Consider the following 26,644-nt stretch of genomic DNA (forward strand, 5'->3'; position numbering starts at 1 on the left):
CTCATTTTCCACTTGGAGCAACCACCGAGAGATCCTTGCAAATCTTCTTTGCCAACAAGTCGTGAATTTCACGATGCCTTGGAATAGTCGAGGTTTGCCTCGTAACAGGATTGAAATAAACCGTATGACTGCCTCCTTCGCGCAAAAACATGCAGCCCTGGCGTTCAAGATGGCGAATAAGTACTTTTCGTTTCATCGAGATATCTTGACCGTTTCACGGATAAAATGACGATCGTGGAGTTGAGACTTTGCAAGGATTTGATTGGTATCTAGAATAAGTTTCAACGCCTCTTGCAAATTGCGGCGGGCCTCTTTTAATGTTTTCCCTTGGGTGTTTACCCCCGGCACCTCTTCTATACAGGCTACATACCACTTCCCCACCTTCTCATAAATTGCGGTAAACACTCGTGTCATAAAAACCTCTCATTACTCGTTACTTGCTTCTTACCCGATTTTATTAATGCCACAAAAACTTCTGAAAAACAATATGAGATTACCCACCACCCCGGAACGCAAGAATCATGATAGGGGTCTTTCATTACCTCAAAACTTATAAGGCCTTTAGCTAAGATAACCATTTGAGTTTTAACCAAAACCTATGATACTCTTAAAAAATCAGAGGAGTTTTTTATGAAGTTTTCAGCCATCATCACAAAAGAAGAAAAATGGTATGTTGCACGGTGCCCTGAACTTAATGTGACCAGCCAAGGCAAGACCTTTGAAGAAGCTCAAAAAAATCTTTCCGAAGCCATCGAATTATACTTAGAAAGTTTTGGAGAAGAAGACTTACCCCCCATTGAAGGATCGCCCATTTGGACAACGATTGAGGTTGCTTCGCATGCCTAAGCTTCCCGTTCTTTCGGGGAAAGAACTCATTAAAATTTTAAAGAAGTTCGGTTTTGAAGAAGTTCGGCAAAAGGGTAGCCACGTTTCATTGCAAAAGATCGCCTCTGAAAAAACTTACCGAACGGTAGTCCCTCTTCATTCAGAACTTGCTAAAGGAACCCTGCGCGACATTTTAAATCAATGCGGCATTAAAAAAGAAAATCTCTTTAATCCTTAAGTTGCAATGAGTAAAATTTCTCAATCTCAAAAATTATTTGCACGGGCAGAGAAAGTGATGCCCGGTGGGGTGAACAGCCCGGTGCGGGCCTTTCAGTCGGTGGGGGGAATTCCGCGGTTTATTCAACGGGCCAGCAAAGCCTATCTGATTGACGCAGATGGTAATCGTTACATTGACTATGTGGGCAGTTGGGGGCCGATGATCTTGGGCCATGGGCACCCTGCGGTTAACCAGGCCTTGCGTCAAACCCTCAAACACGGCACCAGTTTTGGGGCACCGGCTGAAGCCGAAGTCAAGATGGCGGAATTTTTATGTGCACAAATCCCTAGCCTCGAAAAGGTGCGGATGGTCAATTCGGGCACAGAGGCCGTGATGGGGGCCTTGCGCGTGGCACGCGGTTTTACGGGTCGGAATAAAGTTTTGAAATTTGCGGGCTGTTACCATGGCCATGCCGATTACTTACTCGTCAAAGCCGGCTCGGGCGCCCTCACCTTGGGTCAGCCCGATAGCCTGGGCATACCGGCAGAATTTGCTGCTCACACGTTGGTGGCCCCCTACAACGACTTGGCGGCGGTTCAAGAACTCGCCGAAACTCATGCCGCTGATCTTGCGGCCATCATCGTGGAGCCGGTGGTAGGCAACATGGGTTGTGTTTTACCTAAGCCTAATTTTTTGCAAGGGTTGCGTCAAATTTGCGATCAAACCGGCGCCTTATTGGTGTTTGATGAAGTCATGACCGGCTTTCGCGTGCACGAAGCTTGCGCCCAAGGGCTCTACGACATCAAACCCGACCTCACGACCTTAGGCAAAATTATTGGTGGCGGGCTGCCGGTGGGCGCCTATGGCGGCCGCAAAGACATTATGGCCCTGGTAAGCCCGGAGGGCGGCGTTTACCAGGCAGGCACCCTGTCGGGCAATCCTTTGGCCATGGCCGCAGGGCTTGCCACGCTTAAAGCCACCCGTCGAAAAAATTTTTACCGCCAATTAGAAAAACAAACGAAGGCCTTAAGCGATGGCCTGTTGGCTTTAAGCAAAAAACATGGGATTGGCCTTCAAGTGCCCAGTACCTGCGGCATGTTATCGGTGTTTTTTAACGCAAGGCCCGTGCTTAACTTAGATGATGCGATGCAATCTAACACCGTGCACTTCAAAAAATTCTTTCATGCCATGCTAGAACAAGGCATTTATCTACCCCCCAGCCCCTTTGAGGCCTGGTTTATCGGTGCAGCTCATGGCTCAAAAGGAATTGCCAAAACTTTACAGGCCGCTGACAGAGCGTTTGAAAGGTTGGGAACTTAAGTGAAGAAAATGCCTCCCCATCATGGATCCCGGGTCAAGCACGAGATGACGTGGATTGTAGTAACAATCGTTCTGTTTTGGATCTTTCCCGCCCATGCTCAAGAATTCCCCAAAGACCACGCCAAGGCCTTGGCCGAACTGAAAGCCGGCCACTACGAAAAGGCCTATGACTATTTTGAAAAGGCCCGCCTTCACACCACCGATGACGCAGAATTACTCAAAGACATTGGAATTACGGCCACAATCTTAAAAAAATATGACGCGGCCAATACCCATTTGATGAAAAGCTTTAAACTCGACCCCGAGGATTTTCGCACCTATTTAGCGCTGTATGATTTAGCCAAAGCCCAAGGCCAAGTCGACCAACAACAACAGTGGGCAAACTTACTCACCGAACACTTCCCCAACCTTTATCTCGGCTACGCCCTGCAAGGGTCAATGCTCGCCAAAGCCGGCAAACTAAAAGCGGCATTCGAAAAGTTTGAACAGGCCAAAGCCAAAAACCCCCAAGACCCTTACTTCGAAAGCGACCGCGCCTTACTTTTGGCCAAACTAGGCCAAAAAGACCAGGCTATTGAAATTCTTGAGAAATTGGTTAAAGAGGCCGGCAGCAAAGAACCGCTGTTTCAAAAAAACCTCGAACAACTCAAAGCCATAAACCCTTAGGGCACCTCTAATAACTTGGATTTGGGGGGACCTCTAAAAAGGGCGTGAGATGCAAGGCGCCCGCAAAGGCGCGACCGGAGCGTATATGGAAATACGTGAGGATCGCGGCTTTGCGGGCAATCCTTCGCTTACGCTCTGGACAGGCTCTGCAGATGGGTCGTTTTTAGAGGTCCCCCTTAATGAGTGGCATTTCTTTCTAACTGCTCCAAACGAGAATAAAGGTTCAACACATCTTGTTTGAGCGTAGTAATCTCTCCTTGTAACTCCCCTTTGGTAACATAATTTTTTTCAATGCGCTTGAGTTGCTCGTTGGCAAATAGATATTCCTGGCGCAGATCTTCGAATTTTTTGTAAAGATCTTCAAAATGTTCATTCATTTCTTGGCGCAGGTCTCCCACCTCTTTTTTGATGATACCATGGATGTCAGGTTTAATAACTTTGTGATAATATTCTTCAAATTGAATTAGATTCCCGGGCCGAATCACCTTCTGATAGTACTCACCAAACTGCTCAACATTAGCGGGCCGAATCACCTTTTGATAATATTCACTAAACTGTTCTAAATTAGCGGGCCGAATCACCTTTTGATAAAACTTCTCCAGCTGCGAAAGAGTAAGGGGGTTTTCTGTTTCTGTCTTTTTCTTTGGAGGCATTTCTCTTTTATGACAAAATTTAATTTTGAAAACAATGAATATTTATCCATTGGAGAGAATTGAAGAATAAAATGGAAGATTGCCACGGCATCATGGATCCCTGCCGGAGTTTACCCCTGCGCAGGCAGGGGCAGGGATGACATTGCTCGCAATGACAGGGGGCCCCATGACATTATGAAAAAATGGCTTCGATTTTTGACGCAAGTTCTTGCGTCATAGAGATGTTTAACGCCCCTAGGTTTTCCTGCAGTTGCGTCAATTGCGTTGCCCCTAAAATAACGCTCGACACGTTAGGTTGGGCTGCCACCCAAGCCAAGGCCAGCTGCGCCCGGCTACACCCTGCTTCCTTGGCCAAGGTTTTGAATTGCCTGACACGTTCAATGTTACCATCGGTCAAGACCATCTCCCGTAACCAAGGAATCTGATCGAGCCTGGAGCCTTTGGGAATGCCTTCATCATATTTGCCGGTCAAAATACCTGAACCGAGCGGGCTCCACACCACCATCCCCATCCCCGCAGCTTTCACCGCCTGTCGCACCCCTGGTTCCACCTTGTTGCGAGCCACTAAGCTATACTGTGGTTGCTCGACCTTGGGGCGATAATACCCGCGGGACTTGCATAACTCAACACTGGCGGTGATTTGCTCAGCTGTCCATTCACTGGTACCCCAATAAAGCACCTTACCCTGATGCACTAAATCGTCCATGGCCCGCACGGTTTCTTCTAAAGGCGTTGCTTCGTCATAGCGATGGCAAAAATACAGATCTAAATAGTCGGTACCCAAACGTTTGAGGCTTTTTTCGACCGATTCCATGATGTGTTTGCGTGACAAACCCCGATCGTTGACATCTTCGCTCATGGGCCAAAATACCTTGGAAGAAAGCACCAAGGTATGGCGAGGAAACTCTTTTAATACCTGCCCCATCACCTTTTCGGTCTCGCCCTTGGCATAAATATCAGCCATGTCAAAAAAATTAACGCCCACACCATAGGCATGATGCAAAATTTGATGGATCACTTTTGGATCGGTCACGCTACCCCCAAAGGTTGTCCAACCCCCCAAGGCAAAGGTGCTCACCTTCACCCCGCACTGCCCTAAGGCCCGATAAGGCATGGTTATTTCGCTCATCATGTCTTGAAGCTTTACATTTTTTTAAGATTTTACGCAACCCGTCAGGAGGGATGACGATAAGGGTATTGTAAGGGGTGAGGGACAGGGGATAAAAAGGGTTTAGGTTAAGTTGAGTTTAGATCCCCTTCCACAAACGAAAAGCCGTGCTGAGGTCAAACTTAGTGCGGCTTTTTTACTCACCGCCTTTCATGAACTCTCTCGTTGTCACGTAGTTGTGCTGAATTCCCACACACATCTTTAAAATGGAGCCTTTAATCCCCATTTTTATCAATAAAAATTATCATGAATTAACAATAAAAACAAACATTGATTTAAGTGATTTCAAATAGTTATATTATGAATCGGTTGGACGTGTCAATTTGGCATTCAACTTGCATACGACAAGATCAAACCCATTACGGGGAGACTTAGCTGGGTCTTAGGCCATGATAACGCCGGGTCAAGCCCGGGGCAGGCTTAGGGCTCGCAATGACATGAATTGAAGGAGTTGATTATGAAGAAGACATTACATTTAATAGCTTATGCTTTAATATCTTTATTGGTGGCGTGCGGCGGTGGTAATCCCATTGAAGACCTCACTAAACAATTAGAAGACACACCCCAAGGCACAGGGCCTACTTTTGCTGAATCGGGCGCAAATAACGCCACAATTGATGCCTGGGTTACGAATGTTTTGGAAATGGTAAGCCAAGCTAATTTTGATTTGGCCGATAAGGCCTATGACCAAGCAGGGATTGATGACAATGCCACGACCTTCTCGCTTAACGAAGGTAATGTAAACCTCAATGGTTTCAAAACAGGGACTGTGAACGCAAAGGTTTCAGGCTCAGGCACACAAAATGGTTCTGGCGCTGGCTCGGCTTCTTTTTCTGTTGATTCGAACTTTGATAATTTTAGTGATAAAGCAACCCTGACCATCACCGGCACCACACATTATGCCTTAACCGCTTCGGGCAATAATGATAGCGCGGTGTTCGACATTAACACCAATGGCGTGCTTGCTTTGTCGGGTGACTATGGTGCCAAGATGAGCTTTGACGTTGCTGTAAAGTTTGATTTGGCTGAACTCGAAGATGGTGACCCCAACAACGACGACGAAGCCAATGTAGAAGTGCAAGGTTCGGCCGTTGTGGTTTCAGGCAACGACACTTACGAATGTAGCTTTAGCGTCGATACCAGCATTTCTTCGATAGCCACGGCTGCCCACTGCACCAAAAAATAACGCCGACTTTTGCATTGACGGCTTTTAGCCTCAAGAGTTAAAGACCAGGGGGCATGACCAAAAAACTCCCATTTGAAAAGGCCATGGAACGCCTGGAAGAGATTGTAGGTGCGCTCGAAGAAGGCGACCTGGCCTTAGAAAAATCTCTCAAGCTGTTTGAAGAAGGGGTGGGGCATATTCGCCGGCTCAATACCGAACTCGAAGCCGCTGAACTCACGGTTGAAAAGCTCATGAAAAAGAACGGTGAGCTTGAAACCGCCCCCTTTGAAAGCGATGAAACCCCATGATCGACCTCAAGGCCTACCTGGCTAATCGCAAGACTCTCATCGAGGCCGCCTTAGAAAAATTTTTGCTCCCCACCACAACTTGGCCTACAAGTTTGCATCAAGCCATGCGTTATAGCATGATGGCGGGCGGCAAGCGCTTGCGCCCTATCTTGGTATTAGCAGGCTGTGAAGCGGTGGCTGGGGATATCGAGGTTGCCATTCCTACGGCCTGCGCCATGGAGATGATCCACACCTATTCGCTCATTCACGACGACCTGCCCGCCATGGATGATGACGATTTGCGCCGCGGGCACCCCACCAATCACAAAGTTTACGGCGAGGCCATTGCAATTTTAGCCGGTGATTCATTACTCACCGAGGCCTTTAGCATGATCGCCAAAACGCCTATTCCATCTACACACACCGCTCAACTTTTAAAGGTCATTGCCTTGATTGCCGATGCGGCAGGGTCTGGTGGCATGGCGGGGGGGCAAGTGGTTGACCTCGAGAGTGAACATAAAAAAATTAGCGCTGAGGAATTAAAAAAAATCCATGTGCATAAAACCGGCAAATTAATTCAAGCCTCGGTGACGGCAGGGGCCATGCTGGGCAAGGGTTCGGAAGCACAAATTAACAACCTAGGCCATTACGGCATGAACATTGGGCTCGCCTTTCAAATCGCCGACGATATTTTAGACATTGAAGGCGGTGAAGCGATTGGCAAAGATGTAGGCAGCGACCTCGCCAAAGAAAAATCGACCTACCCCTCTGTGCTAGGTATGGAAACTTCGCGCAAACTCGCCCATGATTTAATCGAGGAAGCCCTAGGCAACCTCCAAGGCTTCTCCGCCCATGCCGACCCCCTCCGGGCCATTGCTCAATATGTCATTAGCCGTAAAAATTAAAGGAGAGGATTGACCACTTTTATTTTGGGGAATCGGTGCAGATCCGAATCTGCCGTATAAATGATAGAAATATCATGTTCTCTCATCAGGGCTACGTGATGGGCGTCGTGAATTAAATTCCCAACCAGTCGGAAATTCCACTTTGATAAGTCCCGCAAATAAGTAAGATGGTCCTCGGTTTCAGCCAAAATAGTAATGTTAGGAGCGGAAGAAAAAAAGACAACATTTTGTAAGGCCGCTTCAAGGGTTAAGGTTTGCCCCTTAAAAAGTTGGGGATGCGTCACAACCCTTAAATATTCATAAATGACTCCCCAACTAAAATACCATAAGTCATTTTCTTGAAGGCAATTTTTTAGAAAGTCCTTGGCCTTAGAATGTTCTGGAAAACTGGAATAAGTTGCATACACGAATAGGTTGGTGTCGATAAATGCCTTCACAGGTTATTTTTGGAAATTAAATCAAAATAGGTTGAACGATCAGAAGGATCGAAATGAGCAACCGGTTCTGCCTTGCTACTATTCCAGTGAAATTCGACCTTTTTTTTATTTCGAATTCGATAAGACTGAAGACCTTCGCGCAATAATTCATTCACGAGTTCTTTAAAACTGCGCTTCTCTTGCAAAGAAAGAAGCCTTAGTTCTTTTTCAACTTTTGTTTCTAATGGGATGGTCGTCCGATGCACGCTTTTAAGTTTTATATAAAAACATCAAAATGTCAATATAGAATCATCTTGATGCGTAATGCTTCAGTCTTGCAGGGAGAGCGCTTGGGTTATTTCGTCAGCCGCGCTCCATCGGCGACCCTCATGGGGCTAGCCGGCACGGAAGCCTTCCGGTATAACCGGCTTTCCATGCCGGCTAACCCGCATGGGGGCCCCGCCGCTTCCGCGATGGCTTCCTCAACAACCCAAGCACTCTCCCTGCAAGACTGAAGCATTACCTTGATGCTAAATTGGATTTCAAAGCAAAATCTTCGTAAATTGTCTTGCGAGCCCCTAAGGTGAGAATTTCGATTTGTTTTTCTTCCTCAGCCACACGGTATAAAACCCTAAAATGTTTGACGCGCAAGGATCTTAGACCCGTCAACTCTTTTTGCAGGGCTTTTCCCGCCCAAGGATCTGCCTGGAGGCTATCTAATGCCAACCGAATCAATGATTTTAAAACGGGATGTAATTGACGAATGCGTAGTTTTGCCTCGGAGGTATAAATGAGATGAAACGCTCTCAATCCTCAAAAACCTCTTGATGAGAATGCCAGTTTTTAGCACGGCTTTCTTTTAAGGCACGGTGCAAAGAACGGAGTAAGCTTTGGTCATGCAAAATTTCTAACGTCTCTAACAAACCCTCATATTCCTCAGGGCTCATTAAAATACCCGCGGCTTGCCCATCTTTCGTAATAGCCACTACACCCCCTTGATTTTGAAGAGACTTGAGCAGCTTCATTAGCTCTCGCTTAACTTGGGTCACAGGTAGAATTTTGTCGGAATGAATCATTTTAAAGTATCCTTTAAAGGGCCTTTTAAAGGTAAACTTTAAAGCATTCATTGTCAAGGTCTATCACAGAACTTTCATGGTTCTCACGGTTCTCAAATTACACAACCCTTTTTTAAAATAACCGATAATTTAACTAGTTTGGGGTGGATTAACGAAGGGGTTTTTATGGGAAAAATAGGGGAATATCCATTACCACAAGATTCGACTCATATCGCGCTATGCAATAATGGCCATACTTCCATGGCTTGGGGAACCACCCAAACTCAATTTTCGGGACAAGCCCTAGACTTAAGTCTGGTAGCATCTAACGATTGTCTCCTGATTCCAAGAAGCACACAGGCTGGCCAAAAAATTGAGCAAGAATTGGTGGGTCAAAGTGCCCTCGAGTTGGCTAATAGTGCCAAGCCTTATCTTACAGACTTCCGACGTTATTATGAAACGAGTTTCCTACCCTCAGGAACCGAACCTGTGGCCTGGGCTTGTGAAGTTAATGGAGAACTCAGCCTTGGTTTAGAAAGTAACCAAAGCGAAGCGCTGGAGGCAAGCCGCCGAGTGACAGACCCTGTTGCCGCTCACTCTTTTTATACAGAATCGGCTTGCAATTATTATCGCCCTAAGGATCCCGAGTTTGCGATGCTAAGCGGGGCCTTGCAAATGGCGCTCGATCAACAATTTTTAGGGTGGGTTGATTATGAGGCCATGCAATTAGCCGCTCACGCAACCCCTGATCTGCAAGGCGCCGATGCCTTTTTGATTTCAGACGAATCGACCCTTTTAAAGGGCTATGCTTGGCAATGCCAGGGTGAGGCAGGCCCAGTTATCGGCTGGGCATTGAACGAAACTGAAGCTTACACGCAAGTGGCGTGGCGGCAACGGATCTTCAATCAAGAGTTTGCGATGTGGCAGCATCCTGAAGTGGCAGCAAGTGGGCAAAAACACACAAATAACTGTTCGGTTGATAAGGCTGATACCCTTACTGGCATGATCAACCTTGCGGCCTATTCTCAAATGTTAAATCAAACCATTCTAGAATCTGCCCTCCTAGCCTCAGCCTCTCCAGACCTTAAGTATGACCCGCAAGGCTTTGCAAGGCATGCCACACAACAAATTGATTCTCTTATTTATGATTCACCCACTCCTCCGCCAGGTTGGGCGTGGACTTGTTTAAGCCAGGACGGCTTGGTAAAGGCGGGTTGGAACGAGGATTTTCTGACTTCTTTCCTTTATGCCACAGTCTATCAAATGTTCTCGGGAGCGCCTTGCGAAATCACCTCAGACAATACTTTTAAAGGTCTCATCATCTATACCGCCATCTATTTTAGACTAACGAGTATAGAAAATTCTACTCCGATTTAAGGAATAACGTAGAACTTAATCGCAAAATAATGGCAGGCGCCATGTTGGGAAAGGGTTCCGAAGCACAAATATTGACACAACCCTTTTTTAAAATAACTGATAACTTGACTAGTTTGGGGTGGATTAAGGGGTAATAGGGTGTGGTTTGTTCCTAATCGAATTTTTGTTCTTACAGAGTGCGAGGACTACGGATCCAGGCGTTATCTCTATCAATGCAAAGATAGTGCTGGAGGAACGTATCCAGTGCAAATTGAAGGTTTTCCTGAGGAAGGGCAACCTCTTCCCATAGCCATTGTTGGACGGCGTGAAGAAGGAGAATCTCTACATACTCATTATTATACACCTCAAGGTTTTGACAGGTTTCTAAAGAAACAGGTCATCCAACTGACGGATTCTAATCATCCCGATGCCAAGCCCCCATGGAAAAGGGCTTTTATTTTGTTCGGCCCCACTGCTTTTGAGACTCAAAAAGGCAAACATCGAGAAAATTTGGCCAACGGACTCCCTCTGGCCCTACAAATGCTGGATGTTGCACTTGAGGCACAGAGTGACTTGGTTGCCACTATGCTAACCTTTCAAACAACTCACTGTAAAAGGCCGGGAGAAAGCTGCAAGGTTGACTCGCTAGCTATTGTCCGAAATCCAGCCAAAAATTCCACGGAATCAAACCCCTATAATAACATTGCTCTTTTATTTCACTTCATAGGATCCGATGAAATTCATATTCAAACAGGAGTTGGTTCGTCGGATATGATTCCTAATCCAGAGCAAAATGCAGTTAAAATTTTCGAAGGGGCCAATACAAGGGCCATGATCGTGAGAGGGGACCAAGCAAGACAAATCTATCAAAAGCTGCAACAAAAAGGAATGCCATATACGATTTATCCCTAGTGAAAGGGTTACAGTGGAAGGAACCACTACTTGCAATCTTTCTAGAATAATAGTAAATTTAAATTAGATTTAAATTATATGAAATCGAACCTTAAACAAGACATTATCCCTGTAACGGAACTCATGCATCAGGCAGGAAGGGTTATCAAAAAAATTCGTCAAACTCGTAGGCCTATTTTAATTACTCAAAATGGCAGGGCCGCCATGGTTTGCCTGGACGTTCAAGAATATCAGGAACAACTTAAACGGCTCGAAATGATTGATGCCATCCTCGCCGGCGAAACCGCATTTGCATGTGGTGATTTTTCAGAATGGAAAGATTTCGAAGTTCAACTCGATAAGATGTAATGAAAAGAAAAATCTTTCTCTCCAACCCTGCCCAAAAAGACATTGAGCGAATGATTCAGTACATTCGCCTCGACAAACCCATGGCTGCTGAGAAATTTAAAGTTCTCTTGAAAAACAAAATTAAATCTTTGGAAAATTTTGCTGAAAGAGGAAGAAAAGTTCCAGAACTTAAAGGAACTTTATTTGAGAATTACCGCGAACTTATCATCACTCCTTGCCGCATTATTTATAAACTTCATTCAAAAGAAGTGCGAATTTTAAGAGTGTTACATTCAAAAAGAATCTTCTCCTTATTTAGTACTCAAGGAATAACGTAGAACTTAATCGCAAAGTAATGACAGGCACTGCCGGCTAGCACGAAGACGTGCCAAACGGTGTGGCCATAAGGGAGGCGTTTGAGGGAATAAATGCCGGCCCCCACGGTATAAAAAAGCCCGCCCCATAAGAGCCATTTTAGCCCAGCGGCGGGGAACATTTGCAACAGGGGCTTGAGGGCGACAACGATGATCCAACCCATCAACACGTACAAGAGGGTTGATAACCATGAAAATCGCTTGCGTAATAAAGTCTTAAAAAGAATGCCGACGATGGCAATGCCCCACACCACACCAAAGATCGACCAACCCCAGGGCCCACGTAAGCTTACTAAGGTCAACGGTGTGTAGGTGCCAGCAATTAAAATAAAAATGGCCGAATGTTCGATGACGCGAAAGACAAACTTGGCCCGAGGGTTGGTGAGGCTGTGATAGAGTGTTGACGCGGCATACATGAAAACCAGGGTTGCGGCATAAATGCTGCAACTCACAATGTGCCACGCATTGCCAAATTGAGCGGCTTCAACCACCAACACAATCAGCCCCACGATGGCTAATAACCAGCCAATACCGTGGGTGATGCTGTTGGCAATTTCTTCCCCTAATTTGCGAGGAGGAAGTTCATAGGTTTTGCACGAGTTCACTGAACGAATTCCTCTTCTTGCTCGTTTTGAGCTGATTTTATTTTTTTAAAAGTGCCTTTGGTGGGAATTTTTTTAGGGTTATAGTATTGCTTGTATTGATTGGGGAAATTTTCAGGCACCTCAACTTCGGCCGGGGCTTGTTGGTGCCGAGGATCATCTTCGGCAATTGAAACAATATCAAAATTTTCACCCAACCCTGAGTTATAAAAACTCACCGAACGAAACGCCTCTAAATCGGTATCTTCGGGAAAAAATACATCAAAGGTTTCGGTATAGCCCACGGATATGCCACTGGGATAGTCGATCAATTTTTTGACCTGGGCAGGCAACATGGCAAACACCCGAGGGTCTTGAATGCGAACACTATTGGTGGCCTTGTGTTTGCGACCATTGGCATCTTCAATAACCCAGCGGTCTTTGAGCGGGTTGAGTTTTAAGACCTCGAAGGAATTATTGGTTAACGCAATGGTAATAACTTTATAGCCAGGGATTAAATTATCTAACCGAGGGTCATAGTTGGCATCGATGGTGAGCCCTTTTTTGGGAACTTTTAAACCAACGGCCGAAACGTTTTTATTCACCCCAGATTGCCGTGCTGAAAAACAGGCCGTGAAGATTAAAAAAAGAGTTAGGATTAGAAATAATTTCTTCATAGTATTGCATGACAGATCTCCCCTTCATAGATTACAAGGGGAAGGCATGTCAAGATCCGTTGGAATTTACGGGTGGAATCTCTCGGGCCAAATGGCAGGCCACCCACTTGCCAGGTTCAAAGGTTTCTAAGCCGGGCCGTGTGTTTTTGCAAAGGTCTTGGACATACTGACAGCGTTTGTGAAAAACGCAACCCTCCGGAAGATTGATGGGCGAAGGCACCTCACCGCCCAATAATTTAGGGGGTTTACGCTCCACCGAAACCTCCATCACACTACCCAACAGGGCCTGCGTATAAGGATGACGGCATTGAAAAAGCTGATCGGCAGGCAGGGTTTCTACCACGTGGCCCAAATACATCACCGCAATTTCGTCGCTGATATGCCGCACCACTTTAATATCGTGGGCAATAAAAATATAGGTGAGGTTCATCTCTTGCTGCAGCTCTTTTAAAAGATTAATAATTTGGGCTTGAATTGAAACATCGAGCGCGCTCACCGGCTCGTCGGCCACGACTAATTGCGGATGCAACATGAGGGCACGGGCAATGCCAATGCGTTGGCGCTGGCCGCCGGAAAATTCGTGGGGATATTTGCTACGGGCGTTGTGCGGCAGCCCCACTCGGTCGAGCATGGCCTCCACTTGTTTTTGCCGTTCTGGATAATCCCCAATTTTTTGCACGATGAGGGGTTCTTCTAAAATGTCCCCCACTCGCATCCGGGGATTGAGTGAAGAATAAGGGTCTTGAAAAATCATTTGAAAATGCCGGCGCAAGGGCCGCAATTGCCCCTCGGTAAGATCGGTAAGGTTGGTGCTGTCAAAATAAATTTTGCCTTGGCTTGGGTTAATCAGGCGCATGATCATGCGCCCCAGCGTGGTTTTGCCACAGCCCGACTCGCCAACAAGACCCAAAGTCTTGCCCTTTTGCAAGGTAAAACTCACCCCATTGACCGCTTGCACTTGGCCAACGGTGCGGCCCAGAAATCCCTTGCGGATGGGAAAATGTTTCACTAAATTGTCAACTTTAAGAAGTTCAGTCATAATTTCATATCATTACAAAGCACATGTTTTCTGTCATTGCGAACGATGTCATCCCCGCGAAGTATGCCCTCGACCCCGATCGGGGGGCGGGGACCCATGATACCGAGCGTGGCAATCCGACCAAAGGTCGTCCTGAGGCTTTAGCCGAAGGATCTCTTACAAACGAAGAGATCCCTCGCAAAACCTCGGGACAATGCTTCGCATTGGATTGCTTCACCCTGCTGGGTTCGCAATGACAGAGAATAAAAGGCTCGCAATGACAAAAGATTAATAATTCAGACATCGTAAATTCTGCCCTTCTCCTACGTACTTTTCGCTTGGCACTTTTAAGTGACAAGCCGCGCTCACATTAAAGCAGCGGTCGGCAAAACGACAGCCCTCTGGTAATTCTGCCAAATCAGGGACCTTGCCAGGAATTGACGCAAGAGTTCCGGTTTTTTGACGCAAGGTGGGGATGGAATGCAGTAGCCCTAGCGTGTAGGGATGTTTGGGTAAACTAAGTAGCCGCCCTACGGGAGCCTGCTCCACCACCATGCCGGCGTACATCACCAACACTTCATCACAAATTTGCGAAACCACCCCTAAATCGTGGGTGATGAGGATGACCGCCATGCCCATCTCGGCAACCAATTCACGAATTAATTGTAAAATTTGCGCTTGCACCGTTACATCCAGCGCGGTGGTGGGTTCATCGGCAATTAAAATATCGGGGTGGCAAGACAAGGCCATGGCGATCATCACCCGTTGCCGCATGCCACCGCTCATTTGGTGAGGGTAGTCATCAATGCGACGTTCGGGGTCAGGGATTTTAACCTTGGTTAACATTTCAATCGCCAACTCGCGGGCCCGCCCTTTATTGACCTTTTGATGCAAAATAATGGCCTCCATAATTTGTTGGCCCACCGTATAAACCGGGTTGAGGCTGGTCATGGGTTCTTGAAAGATCATGGCGATCTTGGCCCCTCGCACCTCGCACATTTTTTCTTCGTTGAGTTTCAATAAATCAACCGGCAAGGCAGGCTGCTCTTCTTGGCTGGTAAATAAAAAGACTTCTCCAGATTCAATCTTACCCGGGGCATCAACCAGCCGCATTAAAGATAAACTAGTGACCGTCTTGCCACAGCCCGATTCGCCCACAATCCCCAAAATCTGCCCCCGCCGTAGGTCAAAACTCACGTGGTCGACCGCCACGAGTTTTTTGCCTTTAAGCGTAAAGGTCGTAACCAGGTCTTTGACTTTTAACAATAATGGATCCGCAGCTTTTTTCATTCTACACTCTTGAGTTTTGGATCAATGGCGTCACGCAACCCCTCTCCCACCAAATTAAACGCCGTGATCGTCAAAAAGATAGCTATACCCGGAAATAATGTTAACCACCAAGCGATATCGATAAAATCACTGGCCTGCGAAAGGATATCGCCCCAACTGGGGGTGGGCGGCTGCACTCCAAAGCCAATAAACGAAAGGCTCGATTCCACCAAAATGGCACTGGCCACCCCAAAAGTGGCTGACACAAATACCGGCGCTAAAGCGTTGGGCAAGAGGTGTTTGCGCATGATGCGAAAGACCCCCATACCCTGCGCTCGACAGGCCACGATAAAATCTTGATGACGCAGTTTTAAAAATTCCCCCCGAATGAGCCGGGCAATACCGGTCCAGCCGGTTAGGCCAATGACGATCATGATATTATAAATAGAGCCTCCCACGAGAGTGATGATCGTGATGATTAAGAAAAATGTTGGAAAACAAATCATTACCTCAATGACGCGAGAGAGAATCCAATCCATTTTGCCACCAAAATAGCCAGCCAGCGCCCCGAAGAAAACCCCAATCAAGGTATAAATCGACACCGCCACGAAACCGACGGACAATGAGATGCGACTACCATGAATCATGCGGCTTAAAATGTCGCGGCCTTGTTCGTCGGTGCCTAACCAATGCGCCGAACTTGGGGCTAAGAGACTTGCGTCAAGATCATAATCGCCTGGTGAATAAGGCACGGGGGCAAAATAGGCCCAACCGGTTTCTTCCATCATCGTTTGCCAGGTATCGTCATCGATTTGAGGATAAAGTTTGAGATACGAAAAGGGCCAGAGGTTTTGCAAAACAGGGAAATAAGTGCTGCCCTCATGACGCAACAACAAAGGCCGGCCATTGGCCAAGAAAGGGGCAGACAAAGCCATGAGGGCAAGCAGAATCACGATACATAGGCCCAAGCGATTAAGCCAACTGACTTTAAATTGTCGCCATACCATTTGGCGGTAACTCAAGACTTTTTCCATATTAATTTCTTCCATCATGGATCCCGGGCCTGCCCCGGACTTGGATCCGGGGTCAAGCCCGGGATGACGGGGGCACATCAATCCGGATCTAGCCCGGGATCCATAAATGACATCATAATTTTTCAAACGTAATGCGCGGATCGGCCCACTTGTAGGCTAGATCCGCTAAAAATAAACTAATTAAGGTTAACCCTGCTGAAATCGTCGCAATCCCCATAATGGTGGTATAATCGCGCGCCTTCAGTGATTCAAAACTTAACAACCCCATGCCGGGAATATTAAAAATCTCTTCAATGATCACCGAGCCACCCAACAATTCAGGCAACAGGGTACCAATGAGCGTGATGAGTGGAATCATGGCATTGCGTAAACCATGGCGCCAAATCACCACCCCTGGGCTAAGCCCCTTGGCCCGCGCGGTGCGCACATAGTCTTGGCCTAGCACCTCGAGCATATTGGCACGCGTAAAGCGGCTCAAAAAAGCAAAACTGCCATACACCATCACCACAACCGGCAAAACCAGGTGCCATACAATGTTGCCCGCCTTAGCGTACCAAGCTGCGGTGTCCATGCCATCGGACAAAAAGCCCCCTAAAGGGAACCATGAAAAATGTTCGCCCCCGGCAAAATACATGAGCAACAAAATAGCGATCCAAAAGCTGGGCAAACTGTAAAGGACAAACATCCCCACCATCATGATTTTATCTTTGAGGGTGTTGCGATTTAGAGCCGAATAAACCCCCAACAGCACCGACACTGTATAAACAATGATGATATCTAAAATGTTGAGAGTTAAAGTCACGGGCAAGGCTTCGCGGATTTTATCAAGCACGGGGCGACGATCGGGTTTAAGCGAACGCCCAAAGTCAAACACGGCAATACGAAGGAACCACTTGCGATACTGAATGGCATTTTCACCAAACCAACGCCCGGCTTTGGCTAACCATTGGGGTTTTAGGTTTTTGATGAGTCGATCGTAGTGGGTGGGCAATGGCGTATCTAAGCCATATTGCCGACGCATCATTTTAATGACCTCAGGTGAAACTTCTTCGCTTTTAGCCAACCCTTCTAAATTGAGTTTCATGGTAATGGGATCGCCCGGGGCTAGCTTGATCATGAAAAATGTAACCAGCGTAATGCCCAGCATGGTGGGAATCATGAGTAACAGGCGTTTGAAGATATAGTTTAACATAGTTGTTTATGGCGCGGCCTTGACTGTCCATTCTAAGGGGTCAAGGCCACCGCGATAGAGCTGTACGTTGCTAAACCGTTTATCAAGGGCTACCAAACTCATGGTAGCATACAAAAATGTGTAAGGCTGTTCATCATAAATAATGCGATGGATGCGTTTAAGCAACAAGTCGCGCTCGGCCTGATCAAAGGTCACTCGCACTTGTTCGATGAGGCTGTCGGCCTCGGCATTTTGAAAACTGACAAAATTATGCCCTTCTTTAATTTGAGAAGAATGCCAAATTTGGTAAGGATCGGGGTCAAAACTGCCACTCCAGCCTAAAGACACTGCATCAAAATCACGTTGGTTGACTTTTTGTAAAAACACTGACCATTCTATCCGACTTAAAGTTACATCGATCCCCACCCGTGCCATGTTATTTTTCATGATGCTCCCCAGCCGTTCATAAAAACGAGCCCCGGCGGGAAAAAGGAATGTAAAGCGAAAGGGCTTTCCATCTTTGTCAATAACGCCATCGCCGTCATGATCTTCCCAACCCGCCGCTTTCAACAATTGTTTGGCCGAAGCGGGGTTAAACTCGATGGGGGGCAAACTATGGTCATAACCATAAACTTGTGGCGAAAAGGGGCCAGTGGAAGCTTCGCCCAAATTAAATTCGAGTTTTTCAACGATCTCTTTTTGATTAATTAAGTGCGACAAGGCCTTGCGCACGCTTGCATCTTTAAACCAAGGGCGCTTGGCATTCCACCCAATGTAACGATAGCCTAAACTTGAATATTGAAAACGGTAAAACTTCTTTTGAAATTTTTCAGATTGAGTTTGTTTAACCCACTGAATGGGCCTTAAACCAGCCTGGTCTAAATCGCCTTTTTTGAGCATTTGCAAGGCGACCGTATCGTTCGATACAATTTTAAAATAAATCCGCTTAATCTCGGGGGTGTGTTGTTTGTCCCAATAATTGGGATTGGCCTCTAAAACAATGGCCGCCCCCGATTCCCACTTTTTGAAAACATAAGGACCTGACCCCACCGGATGGCGATTGATTGCCGCCGTGTTAAAATCGTAGCTGTCGTCTTTGACTAACTGCCTAACCCAAGAATGTTCGGAAAAACTTTTGAGTTGGTTGTCGGCCGAACCATATAAATGACGAGGTAAAATGGGCATGCCCCCAATAAATTCCAAGGCTCGGAAATAGGGCCGAGCATAGGTAAATTTAACCGTGTGGGCATCGAGCTTTTCAACCGACTTTATGTCTTGATAATAATTGCGTAAGTGCGCGGCATTTACCTTGGGGTCTCGAATGCGGTCATAACTAAACAAAATATCATCGGCCGTTAAAGCTTGGCCATCGTGCCAGGTCACATCTTTGCGCAAATGAAAGATGTATTCTAAATGATCATCGCTCACCTCCCAACGCCAGGCAATTTTGGGAACAAACTCTAGGGTTTTATTGTCGCGAATAATCAAATAATCAAAAATGAAATTATCGACCCTACTTTCATAAACATCTTGCCCCAAGATGGGGTTGAGCACATCGGGCTCGCCGCCCATATGATCGATCAAGGTGTAAGGATCTTTGGGTGGCTGCCAACTTGAGCAACTAAGCATCAATGTCATCCCCGCGAAGGCGGGGATCCATGATAGTAAAGCAATCTTCAACCTTAGTTTCACTTGTCACACTCCCATGATTGAAAATAAAAATGAAGTTGCACCTTCGGCCGTTTGAGCTTAAGCAACATGGAGTTTCCAGAAGATTGCCTCAAGAATAGATCCACCCATTCTTTGCGTTTTAATTTAAAACCAAAAATTTTTTTGAACTGCTTTTCATCGCCTTCAAACTGATAAAGAGTTTGGCCAAAATCGTCGAGCATTTCAAAGCGGATTTGATCGGGGGCCTGGGCTTCGATAACTAAATCAAAATGCAGCTTTTTCTTTTTCGCTTCTAAATCAACTTGGGCCACGGCCTTAACGCCAAGACAGGCCACTGCGGGATCATCGCCCCAGGCGACCCCTGGCCAAACCAAGATCAAAGCTAATAAAAAACATGTCATTGCGCGGAACTCTGTCATTGCGAACCCAGGGGACTCTCTGTCATTGCGAGCCCAACGGGCGTGGCAATCCCACCGGTTAGACGCAGAGAGATTGCTTCGCCCTGCTGGGCTCGCAATGACAGAGAATTCCCTTGGCTCGCAATGACAGAGAATTCCCTTGGTTCGCAATGACAGAATAAAGCTCATGGCGTTATTTTCTTTCGAATTTTTTCTAAGTCTTCTTTTTCGCGCCGATCTAAGGTTTTCTTTTCTTCCAATAATTTTAAGGCCCGGCGAAAATATTCTTGGGCTTTGGTCTCTTGATTGAGCTTGCGATAAACCTCACCTAAATGATCTAGCAAGGTATATTCGTTGGGCGCCATAAGGTCGGCCTTTTTTAAATAAAAGAGCGCCTTTTCTAAATCGCCTAAGCGAAAATAAACCCAGCCTAAACTATCGGTAATATAACCATCGGCGGGATCTAGTTTGATTGCCTTCTGAATAAGCTCCAAGGCCTCTTGCAACTTAATGCCTTGATCGGCCCAGGCATAGCCCACATAATTCAATGCCATCGGGCTTTTGGGATTAACCTCTAAGAGCTTTTGCATGGTGGTGACACTCGCTTCTACCTTCCCCACTTTGTCGTAGGCAACTCCCAAAGAAAATAATAATTTTTCACTCCCGGCAAAGGTTACGAGTGCTTTTTCTAAAACAGCAATGCCTTCGGAATATCGATTTTGCTTACTTAGTACGGCGGCTAAAATATCGTAATAGTCAGGGTCGGCTTTTTTCTTAAGTAAGGCCTTGAGTTCAGATTCAATGAGTTTATATTTTTCTTGGTCAAATAATAGCACCCATTTGCGAATCGAGACCTCGTGAAATAGGGTCGAATCGGGGGGTAGTTTGGCATAAGCGTTAACGGCTTCATCCATCTTTTTTTGCACTTCATAGGTGAGCCCCAAATAATAAAGCAACTGGTCGCTATTGGGATTAAACCGCAACACCTTGGCAAAGCGTTTTTCAGCCTCGGGGTAATTTTGCAATTGAAAGTAGAGAATGCCCGCCCGCAGGGTAATGTCTAAATCGCCAATGGCGAGCTTTTCTAATCTACTCATGTAACCTTCGGCTTCTTTAAATTTTTTAGCATCGATGTAAATGCGGGCCAGGCTTGCCAATGCCCGAATGTCGTCGGGATCAAAATCTAAAACCTTTTTGAATGCGATAATGGCTTGTGCGTCATTTTTTAGTTGCACCGAATAAATCGACCCCAACGAATAATAGGCTAGTTTGGCCTTGGGGTTTTGCCGAATCCACTGTTGGGTAGCCACCAGGGCGGTTGGGTAATTCTTCATCAACAGATATTCCCTCACCAACATTTTATGTGCATCTTCATAGGTAGCATTTAAACGAATAGCGGTGCGGTATTCTTGCAGTGCCGCCGCATGATTTTCTTGTAAAGAATAGACCTGCCCCACTAACACATGATATCGGCTATTGCTGGGTTCGCGATGAGTGGCTGCTTTGGCTTGCACCAGGGCTTGTGGCAATTGATGGGTCTCGGTTAAAGTGCGGGCGTATTCATAGTGTAAATAAGCCGACTCTGGATCCGCTTCTACCGCACGTTGTAGGGCGTTTTCTGCTTGGGAATTGGCACCGCGGAAGGCAAAGAGTTGGGCATCGAGGAAATTGAGAATGGCATCGGGGGCTGCCGGTGTTACTTCTTTTTCGCCTGCCCACGGCAGGGCCCTTTGTGGAGGCGGCCTGCCTTTGGCCTTGTGAATTGAACCTTGCGTATGACTACAAGCAACTTGAATGCCGAATAGGGGAATCGCGATTAGTAATCGAAAGGCGAGCTTCAGTTTCATAATAAAAAGCCACCATTGCGAAGTAAGAGAGATTGCTTCGCCCTGCTGGCCTCGCAATGACACAGTAACGTAGCATATTTTTTTGAGAAAGCCATGGAAAGATTAAGCCTCTGGGCCACTTTAGGTATTTTTTTAGCCATTGCCCTGTTGTTTGTGGGCGCCGAACTCGTGGTAGGCATGGGATTCATGGCCATACAAACTTGGCGCCACCCCGAAAGCGATCTTGCGCTTTATGTCCACAATTTAAGTTTCGATGGTATTTATTTTAGCCTCACCACTTTAGCTCGCGCCTTGTTTTGCACCGCCTTGCTCGGGGGATTTTTGAAAATGCAAGGGCTACCGGTCGCTCGTTATTTGGCCCTCAAAAAATTTGCCTGGCCTCGTTATTTATTTTGGCAGATCACTTTGATCGCCTATTTAGTTTGCAGCGAATATGGGATGCAGAAGTTAGGCTTTCCCGTCGTGCATGAATTTATGGAAACCATCTACAAAAATGCAGGGTCTCTGCTCCTCTTGTGGATTGCGCTCATCATCGCTGCACCTTTATTAGAAGAATTAGTGTTTCGTGGGTTGCTTTACCAAGGCATTGCCACCACTAGGCTAGCCGTGCCCGGGGCTATTATCATCCCCGCCTTGCTTTGGGCTTTGACGCACTTTCAATACCACGGAATCTTCATGGGCATCATCTTGGGGGGTGGAATTTTATTGGGGCTGGCGCGCTGGCATACCGGTTCTACCTTGGCAACCCTTGGGCTACATGCCTCGTGGAATCTCATTTCTACACTGCTCGCCCATTATTACTTGGGCTCATAACCAAGGTAGGCCTCCGTTTGACGCACTTCTTGACGCAGGGTGGGTCTTTTTTCGAACAAGGGGGCAAAGGGCTCATAGGCCGAGGGGCCGCTTATTTGGGCCTCTTTAACCATGTATTCCGAAAGCACCAGGGCTAAGTGATCGGACTCTGCAATGTGCCCCAACCAAAATTCGATGGCTCGGTCGGGTAATTTATCTTTTAAATGTGCCCGCCCTATATTCCATAACATGGTTGAATGGGTATCGTGGCCGGGCGGTAAGAACTCGAGATATTTCTGCCCTATTTCAGCGGCCATCCCATAAGAAGCTCGGTCATAATAATCATCAAACTGTCGGAGATACACCCTAAGCAAGCCCTCGCGGGGTTCGTGAAAATTAGGGTCTAAACGCAATGCCATTTCCAAATGGCGGATGGCCTTGGCTTCATCGTGTTGGTGAAGAAAATAGACCCCAACACTGTAGTTTAACTTGGCCATGGTCTGCCGTGGATAGCCCATGAGGCCGTCAATACCCAATGCCTCGTGGTAGCTGAGCAAACCCTTTCGTACGGATTCAGGGATCAGAGCTGCTACTTCAGCTAAGCGACGCTCATTAACCAAGATTTCTGAGAGCAGCGCAAAGGCATCGAGTTGATGAGGATCTCGGGCAAGCATGTCCCTTAAAATCTTTTCAGCATCGGCTACTTGGCCCAAACGATAGTGTTTTTCAGCAGATCTTATCAAGATGTTACGATCGGCAAGAAACTGTGTGCCTAAACGTTTCACCCTAACCAACCCTTCATCAACAGAACCTCGTGCGGCCCACTGAGCCAATGGAACCGCCAAAAGATGCTCTAAGCCGGGGGGCTCGGCCAAATGCCTTGCCGCTACCCGCCCCGCGCCCACGTAACGTTTGGGATGATAAAGTTTGCCCCGAAATGGGTCAAAAAATGCACCTTCCCCCAGGGGCGCCCAGAGTGCGTAATTGCGATCCAGGGGCACGGCGCGAAAGGCAATGCCGGCTTGGTGTCCCAGATGGGCAGCCAGGGCGTTCAAGGCGTAAGTGGGTTCGGTATAAGGATAGGCACCTAACTCTCCCCGCAACAGGGCGGCTAATTCTGTGGGATATTCCCACCTGCTGCGGAAGGGGGTTAACACGCTCGCGGGGCCACCAAAATAAGTCTTTAGTTGGGCCAACCGATAAAGCAGATCATAATCGCTGCCACCGTGGTTTAAAGAAATGCCTCCCCTAATCGCTTGTTCGGCCAGCTCTCTTGATGCATCTAAAAATGCAGGGAATCGTAAGGGGTCTTGCCTGAATCCTTCAAAATAAGCCTCCAAACCTTGCACCAATGGCGTCAATGCGCTTACAGACGTATGCCCGTTGGGATAAGTTAACTCTTCTGCTACCAGATAGGCCTCGGCAATCCTGCCTGCTGCAACCAACTTCAAGAGATCGGGCCAAGCATGGGCACGCCCCTCGGCAAAATCTTGAGCCAAGTGATCTAATGGAATTCTCTCGAGGGGGTCATGAGTCAAGGGGGGTGGCTGCCAGGCCAATGCTCTCGCCACTAGTACAGGATCGTGAGTGGTCAAATCGTCTGCAAAGGCCTTGGCTAAAGCATAGGCAGTGGCGTAATCCCGCCTTGTTTCAAGAAGTTCAATTTGGGTCAATAAAAATGGGACTATTACCTCCGGCTCTAAAGTAGCCGCGTGACGAAAATAGGCTATGGCTTCGTCTAAATAACCTTGCCCTAGGCTAGTCGTTCCTAAATCACTATAAACTTCAACCGCATTGGGCCTGAATTGGGCCAACTTAAGCAATACCTCGCGAGCCTTCCGGAATGTATTGCGGAATGCCTTGGTACGTTGGCGGGCATCAGTAGCATAAGACTGCCGCTTGATTGCCTCCAATTGCACATGATAGGCTTCAACCAATAAGTTTTGTATCTCTTGGCCTTGAGGAAAAAGCTTATGACCCAACTCGAGCACCCTGACAGCGTTGTCATAGTTGGTTTCAGCCAAATACATGCCCCCTAAATTGGCAAAGGCCGCTTGAGCAGTATGATCGTCCACCCACAAATGAGACCCTTGGTAGGCCCTGCCCTCTCCCCCTGCTCGCACGGTCAAAATCGCCACGGCTGCTTCTAGGTGTTGCCTAACCTCAACTTCAGTGGTGGCATCACCCCCTTCTTCTATCAACCACTGCGCTAAGGCAACGCGAGCAAAAACATAGCGCGGATGCTGGCTAACAAAGATTCGCAAGTGAGCGATGGCTTCTTTTTTAAGCCCTTTATCTGCTAGAAAAAAAGCTTTATTTATCTGAACAGTAGTCGTCTCCAGCCCTAGCGCTTCGAGTAAAACCACTATTTTGTCTCGATGTTCTGAACTTCTTGCAAACCTAAGTAAGGGATTGGTCAAGAGGGCCTCTACAGGCTGTGGCTGTTGATCGGCATTCAAAACCTGTTTTTTTGACTCATAATAGGCAGGGGGCAGCAAATCTCCGCTCTGTGGTTCGAAATAAAGCCCACCCCCTTGCGGGGTAAAAAGGGCAACGTGCCGTTCAGGAGAAAGGGTCTGGAACTCCACCCCTACCCGGTGCCCCAAATGAGCAGCCAAGACAGCCGCAGGATGGCAGCTCCCTCGGTCAGCCAAACGTCCGGGTCGCTTCATCAACAAGTCGGTGAGCGTGGTGGGAAGGTTCCCCCTTTCAAAGGGGCGCAAGATCCTCCAATGATGAACCATAAAATCGGCGATCTGAGCAATCTTGTAAAAATGATCGATGGTATTAGGGTCTAAGACAATGCCCTGCATAAAATTCGCAACGTTGATCTCACGATCATCGAGCGTTCGCTGAATTAAGTCCAATTTTTCCCCAAAAGGGACTTGCCTGGGCTCGCGATAATGGTCGGCAAAATCTCTCTCCATGAATCTTAAGGCCCCCGAAGCCAGTTCATAATCCCTGACATCAAACCCCCCTGTCTCTGCTGCATCCGCTTCGATTTTCAAGAGGGCGTCGGCCAACAGGCCTTCTTCTCGCAACGCGGTTAATCTTGCACGCGCTGGGGCTGCCTCTTTGGTTTTGTTAATTTCATCCAGGAGTTCCCTAACCCTGGTTTTACGGGGATCCGAGGTTCTACCACCCTTTGCGTTGGGGCCTTGTTCGCTCATCATCCAAGTTTGGGGAGGTCGCCCACGACCTGCGGCTGCCCAGGCAAGGCTTGGCCCCGCGGCCAGGCCCGCTGGGAGGTTGTTGAAAAAGCCCGGCAAATTACGCCCCGCATGTTCGTAAATGCGAGTGAGCCGCGGATTTCGCGCAATGCTGCGATGCAGCCGTGCTTCCAAAGCTTGCCTGGTTTCAAATCGATGCACCTGCGGTATCGCCGCTCGCACCAAATAGCCCGCCGCACCTAACTCCGCCGTCGTGGCCGTTGCATGCACCCCCGCATATCGGCACCGCATGTCTTGCAACCCCCTCCGTCACCTTCAAATATTCCAAATGTCTCGTCGCTAATCCCGCTGCATTGATCCCATGAATCGCTTCTCGCCCCGCCAACCCTATGCCAACCCCAGCCCTCACTCCCCCAAAAATAACCGCATTATGCGCCCAGGTTTGCCAATAACGACCCCAGTTGATTTCCCCATGCTGGCTCATTTCCATCCAGGCTGTCACATACGTCACTTCTGCCGCAGTTGCAGTCGTTGCCGATAATAACTCCCACACCCTCGCTTGACTTGCTCCCTCCACTAAACCTATCCCTCGCTGCATCACCCAGCCCTTCACCCACCGCGAGAGCAAACTCCCAGTGATCAGCATCCCCATCATATTCAGGCTACCTAATCTGCCTTGCAGCCCACGCGCGGCATGCACCACTTCAGCTGTTTTGTATTTTCCTTCTCCCTGCATCACACTCAAGGCCATGCTGGCATCGGCCACCACTTTGCCCTTGGCTAATCCCATGAGGCCGCTATCTAAAGATTGATAAACAACTAAGGCACCGGCTTCGTGGCCTTCGCTCAAGTTATAGCTCGAAGCTAAAGCCAAAAGTTGTTGGCTTAAGATTTCTAGATGACTGGCGGAAGCGATTTGGCGGAGTTGGGTTAAAAAACCGTGACCACCCAGGGCTTGGGCAATGTGCGTTTTTTCTTCATCAGAAAGATTTGAATAGGCTTGTGAAAAGCTTTTGCCAGCCGCAATGGCTTGTTCTAATTTTTGCCAACTCACTTGATGAGAAACGGCATCGAAGCTTTCAGCCCCGGCCAACATTCGAGCGATGTCTTGAGCCACCCCTAAGACCACGAGGCCTTGGCGGTTTAAACGCAAATCTTCCCATAGCTTGAGTAAACGATCGGCCTCAGGGTTCCCCTTTGCTTTGGCTAATTCGCCAATGCCGGCTTCTAAATCACCGGCCAGCACGTGCTCGGTGGCCGTGGCAATGTGCACCCCGGCTACGTCGCCCATAGCGTAGGCATCTGCCCGCCATTGGCTAATTTTATCCTGTGAAATCGATGGAATAGACGGAGGCCCCATAACGGGACAT

31 protein-coding genes are annotated in these 26,644 nt (G+C 47.5%); 12 read left to right on the plus strand and 19 right to left on the minus strand.

The genetic code is table 11. From position 1 onward, the window contains the following. Window position 1: 1 nt before the first annotated feature. Entirely contained in the window at window positions 2-196 is a 195-nt protein-coding gene (locus HYU97_06135; GenBank protein ID MBI2336322.1) for a type II toxin-antitoxin system HicA family toxin, read from the minus strand. Further along, window positions 193-414, minus strand: a complete 222-nt coding sequence (locus HYU97_06140; GenBank protein ID MBI2336323.1) for a type II toxin-antitoxin system HicB family antitoxin — start codon at window positions 412-414, stop codon at window positions 193-195. The genes HYU97_06135 and HYU97_06140 overlap by 4 nt, the downstream gene beginning before the upstream one ends. A 216-nt stretch (window positions 415-630) precedes the next feature. Between HYU97_06140 and HYU97_06145 the strand changes: the two genes are divergently transcribed. The 4 genes from HYU97_06145 to HYU97_06160 are packed head-to-tail and all read left to right on the plus strand — an operon-like array spanning window position 631 to window position 3,028. Beyond that, window positions 631-846, plus strand: a complete 216-nt coding sequence (locus tag HYU97_06145) for a type II toxin-antitoxin system HicB family antitoxin (protein MBI2336324.1) — start codon at window positions 631-633, stop codon at window positions 844-846. Beyond that, complete coding sequence (locus tag HYU97_06150) at window positions 839-1,063, plus strand: type II toxin-antitoxin system HicA family toxin (protein MBI2336325.1); 225 nt, start codon at window positions 839-841, stop codon at window positions 1,061-1,063. The genes HYU97_06145 and HYU97_06150 overlap by 8 nt, the downstream gene beginning before the upstream one ends. Window positions 1,064-1,078: 15 nt before the next feature. Next, the gene (gene hemL, locus HYU97_06155; GenBank protein ID MBI2336326.1) at window positions 1,079-2,362 is read left to right on the plus strand and encodes a glutamate-1-semialdehyde 2,1-aminomutase; all 1,284 of its coding nucleotides are present in this window, start codon (window positions 1,079-1,081) and stop codon (window positions 2,360-2,362) included. A 45-nt stretch (window positions 2,363-2,407) separates the two neighbouring features. Beyond that, on the plus strand, window positions 2,408-3,028 hold the full coding sequence (locus HYU97_06160) for a tetratricopeptide repeat protein (GenBank protein ID MBI2336327.1): 621 nt from the start codon (window positions 2,408-2,410) through the stop codon (window positions 3,026-3,028). Window positions 3,029-3,204: 176 nt separating this feature from the next. On the opposite strand, the gene HYU97_06165 is transcribed toward HYU97_06160, so the two are convergent. Together HYU97_06165 and HYU97_06170 are read right to left on the minus strand one after the other, a co-directional pair. After that, complete coding sequence (locus HYU97_06165; protein MBI2336328.1) at window positions 3,205-3,681, minus strand: hypothetical protein; 477 nt, start codon at window positions 3,679-3,681, stop codon at window positions 3,205-3,207. Window positions 3,682-3,853: 172 nt separating this feature from the next. Beyond that, window positions 3,854-4,795 (minus strand): aldo/keto reductase family protein, encoded by a 942-nt coding sequence (locus HYU97_06170; protein MBI2336329.1) that lies wholly within the window; start codon window positions 4,793-4,795, stop codon window positions 3,854-3,856. 511 nt (window positions 4,796-5,306) lie between these two features. Between HYU97_06170 and HYU97_06175 the strand changes: the two genes are divergently transcribed. From HYU97_06175 to HYU97_06185, 3 genes are read left to right on the plus strand one after another with little or no spacing between them, the layout of a single operon-like run. Then, window positions 5,307-6,035: a hypothetical protein gene (locus HYU97_06175; GenBank protein ID MBI2336330.1), complete on the plus strand. Its 729-nt coding sequence runs from the start codon at window positions 5,307-5,309 to the stop codon at window positions 6,033-6,035. A gap of 53 nt (window positions 6,036-6,088) precedes the next feature. Next, the gene (xseB, locus tag HYU97_06180; GenBank protein ID MBI2336331.1) at window positions 6,089-6,322 is read left to right on the plus strand and encodes an exodeoxyribonuclease VII small subunit; all 234 of its coding nucleotides are present in this window, start codon (window positions 6,089-6,091) and stop codon (window positions 6,320-6,322) included. Next, window positions 6,322-7,206 (plus strand): polyprenyl synthetase family protein, encoded by an 885-nt coding sequence (locus HYU97_06185; GenBank protein MBI2336332.1) that lies wholly within the window; start codon window positions 6,322-6,324, stop codon window positions 7,204-7,206. Before xseB ends, HYU97_06185 begins: the two co-directional genes overlap by 1 nt. Here the strand turns inward: HYU97_06185 and HYU97_06190 are convergent. The 4 genes from HYU97_06190 to HYU97_06205 form a co-directional block, all read right to left on the minus strand. Continuing rightward, window positions 7,203-7,643: a PIN domain-containing protein gene (locus HYU97_06190; protein ID MBI2336333.1), complete on the minus strand. Its 441-nt coding sequence runs from the start codon at window positions 7,641-7,643 to the stop codon at window positions 7,203-7,205. The two genes, HYU97_06185 and HYU97_06190, sit on opposite strands and share 4 nt — an antisense overlap. Beyond that, entirely contained in the window at window positions 7,640-7,888 is a 249-nt protein-coding gene (locus tag HYU97_06195) for a hypothetical protein (protein MBI2336334.1), read from the minus strand. Before HYU97_06195 ends, HYU97_06190 begins: the two co-directional genes overlap by 4 nt. A 253-nt stretch (window positions 7,889-8,141) precedes the next feature. Next, complete coding sequence (locus HYU97_06200) at window positions 8,142-8,432, minus strand: type II toxin-antitoxin system RelE/ParE family toxin (protein MBI2336335.1); 291 nt, start codon at window positions 8,430-8,432, stop codon at window positions 8,142-8,144. Further along, the gene (locus tag HYU97_06205; protein MBI2336336.1) at window positions 8,429-8,698 is read right to left on the minus strand and encodes a type II toxin-antitoxin system Phd/YefM family antitoxin; all 270 of its coding nucleotides are present in this window, start codon (window positions 8,696-8,698) and stop codon (window positions 8,429-8,431) included. The genes HYU97_06200 and HYU97_06205 overlap by 4 nt, the downstream gene beginning before the upstream one ends. 165 nt (window positions 8,699-8,863) lie before the next feature. Between HYU97_06205 and HYU97_06210 the strand changes: the two genes are divergently transcribed. From HYU97_06210 to HYU97_06225, 4 genes are all read left to right on the plus strand, one after another. Continuing rightward, window positions 8,864-10,054, plus strand: coding sequence for a hypothetical protein (locus HYU97_06210; protein MBI2336337.1), 1,191 nt, complete (start codon window positions 8,864-8,866; stop codon window positions 10,052-10,054). Between the two features lie 138 nt (window positions 10,055-10,192). Next, a complete protein-coding gene (locus tag HYU97_06215) occupies window positions 10,193-10,945 on the plus strand; it encodes a hypothetical protein (GenBank protein MBI2336338.1) in 753 nt (250 codons plus the stop codon). 78 nt (window positions 10,946-11,023) lie between these two features. Beyond that, the gene (locus tag HYU97_06220; protein MBI2336339.1) at window positions 11,024-11,293 is read left to right on the plus strand and encodes a type II toxin-antitoxin system Phd/YefM family antitoxin; all 270 of its coding nucleotides are present in this window, start codon (window positions 11,024-11,026) and stop codon (window positions 11,291-11,293) included. Next, entirely contained in the window at window positions 11,293-11,610 is a 318-nt protein-coding gene (locus HYU97_06225; protein ID MBI2336340.1) for a type II toxin-antitoxin system RelE/ParE family toxin, read from the plus strand. Before HYU97_06220 ends, HYU97_06225 begins: the two co-directional genes overlap by 1 nt. Here the strand turns inward: HYU97_06225 and HYU97_06230 are convergent. The 9 genes from HYU97_06230 to HYU97_06270 form a co-directional block, all read right to left on the minus strand. Next, window positions 11,595-12,251: a hemolysin III family protein gene (locus HYU97_06230; GenBank protein ID MBI2336341.1), complete on the minus strand. Its 657-nt coding sequence runs from the start codon at window positions 12,249-12,251 to the stop codon at window positions 11,595-11,597. The two genes, HYU97_06225 and HYU97_06230, sit on opposite strands and share 16 nt — an antisense overlap. Beyond that, complete coding sequence (locus tag HYU97_06235) at window positions 12,248-12,904, minus strand: hypothetical protein (GenBank protein ID MBI2336342.1); 657 nt, start codon at window positions 12,902-12,904, stop codon at window positions 12,248-12,250. The genes HYU97_06230 and HYU97_06235 overlap by 4 nt, the downstream gene beginning before the upstream one ends. A gap of 49 nt (window positions 12,905-12,953) precedes the next feature. Continuing rightward, the gene (locus HYU97_06240; GenBank protein MBI2336343.1) at window positions 12,954-13,943 is read right to left on the minus strand and encodes an ATP-binding cassette domain-containing protein; all 990 of its coding nucleotides are present in this window, start codon (window positions 13,941-13,943) and stop codon (window positions 12,954-12,956) included. Between the two features lie 267 nt (window positions 13,944-14,210). Beyond that, entirely contained in the window at window positions 14,211-15,212 is a 1,002-nt protein-coding gene (locus HYU97_06245) for an ABC transporter ATP-binding protein (protein MBI2336344.1), read from the minus strand. After that, a complete protein-coding gene (locus HYU97_06250) occupies window positions 15,209-16,198 on the minus strand; it encodes an ABC transporter permease (GenBank protein ID MBI2336345.1) in 990 nt (329 codons plus the stop codon). Before HYU97_06250 ends, HYU97_06245 begins: the two co-directional genes overlap by 4 nt. A 139-nt stretch (window positions 16,199-16,337) precedes the next feature. Next, window positions 16,338-17,417 (minus strand): ABC transporter permease, encoded by a 1,080-nt coding sequence (locus tag HYU97_06255; protein MBI2336346.1) that lies wholly within the window; start codon window positions 17,415-17,417, stop codon window positions 16,338-16,340. 6 nt (window positions 17,418-17,423) lie between these two features. Then, the gene (locus HYU97_06260) at window positions 17,424-19,034 is read right to left on the minus strand and encodes a hypothetical protein (protein ID MBI2336347.1); all 1,611 of its coding nucleotides are present in this window, start codon (window positions 19,032-19,034) and stop codon (window positions 17,424-17,426) included. Window positions 19,035-19,084: 50 nt separating this feature from the next. Then, window positions 19,085-19,486, minus strand: a complete 402-nt coding sequence (locus HYU97_06265) for a hypothetical protein (GenBank protein ID MBI2336348.1) — start codon at window positions 19,484-19,486, stop codon at window positions 19,085-19,087. Between the two features lie 164 nt (window positions 19,487-19,650). Further along, complete coding sequence (locus HYU97_06270) at window positions 19,651-21,312, minus strand: tetratricopeptide repeat protein (protein ID MBI2336349.1); 1,662 nt, start codon at window positions 21,310-21,312, stop codon at window positions 19,651-19,653. 93 nt (window positions 21,313-21,405) lie between these two features. On the opposite strand from HYU97_06270, the gene HYU97_06275 reads away from it, so the two are divergent. Beyond that, window positions 21,406-22,125, plus strand: a complete 720-nt coding sequence (locus HYU97_06275; GenBank protein MBI2336350.1) for a CPBP family intramembrane metalloprotease — start codon at window positions 21,406-21,408, stop codon at window positions 22,123-22,125. Here HYU97_06275 and HYU97_06280 read toward each other — a convergent pair. Further along, on the minus strand, window positions 22,110-25,565 hold the full coding sequence (locus HYU97_06280; protein MBI2336351.1) for a hypothetical protein: 3,456 nt from the start codon (window positions 25,563-25,565) through the stop codon (window positions 22,110-22,112). The genes HYU97_06275 and HYU97_06280 overlap by 16 nt on opposite strands. Beyond that, complete coding sequence (locus HYU97_06285; protein MBI2336352.1) at window positions 25,462-26,634, minus strand: hypothetical protein; 1,173 nt, start codon at window positions 26,632-26,634, stop codon at window positions 25,462-25,464. Before HYU97_06285 ends, HYU97_06280 begins: the two co-directional genes overlap by 104 nt. Window positions 26,635-26,644 lie beyond the last annotated feature (10 nt).

The organism is Deltaproteobacteria bacterium, assembly GCA_016183235.1.
In the GTDB taxonomy this organism is placed as follows: domain Bacteria; phylum UBA10199; class UBA10199; order DSSB01; family JACPFA01; genus JACPFA01.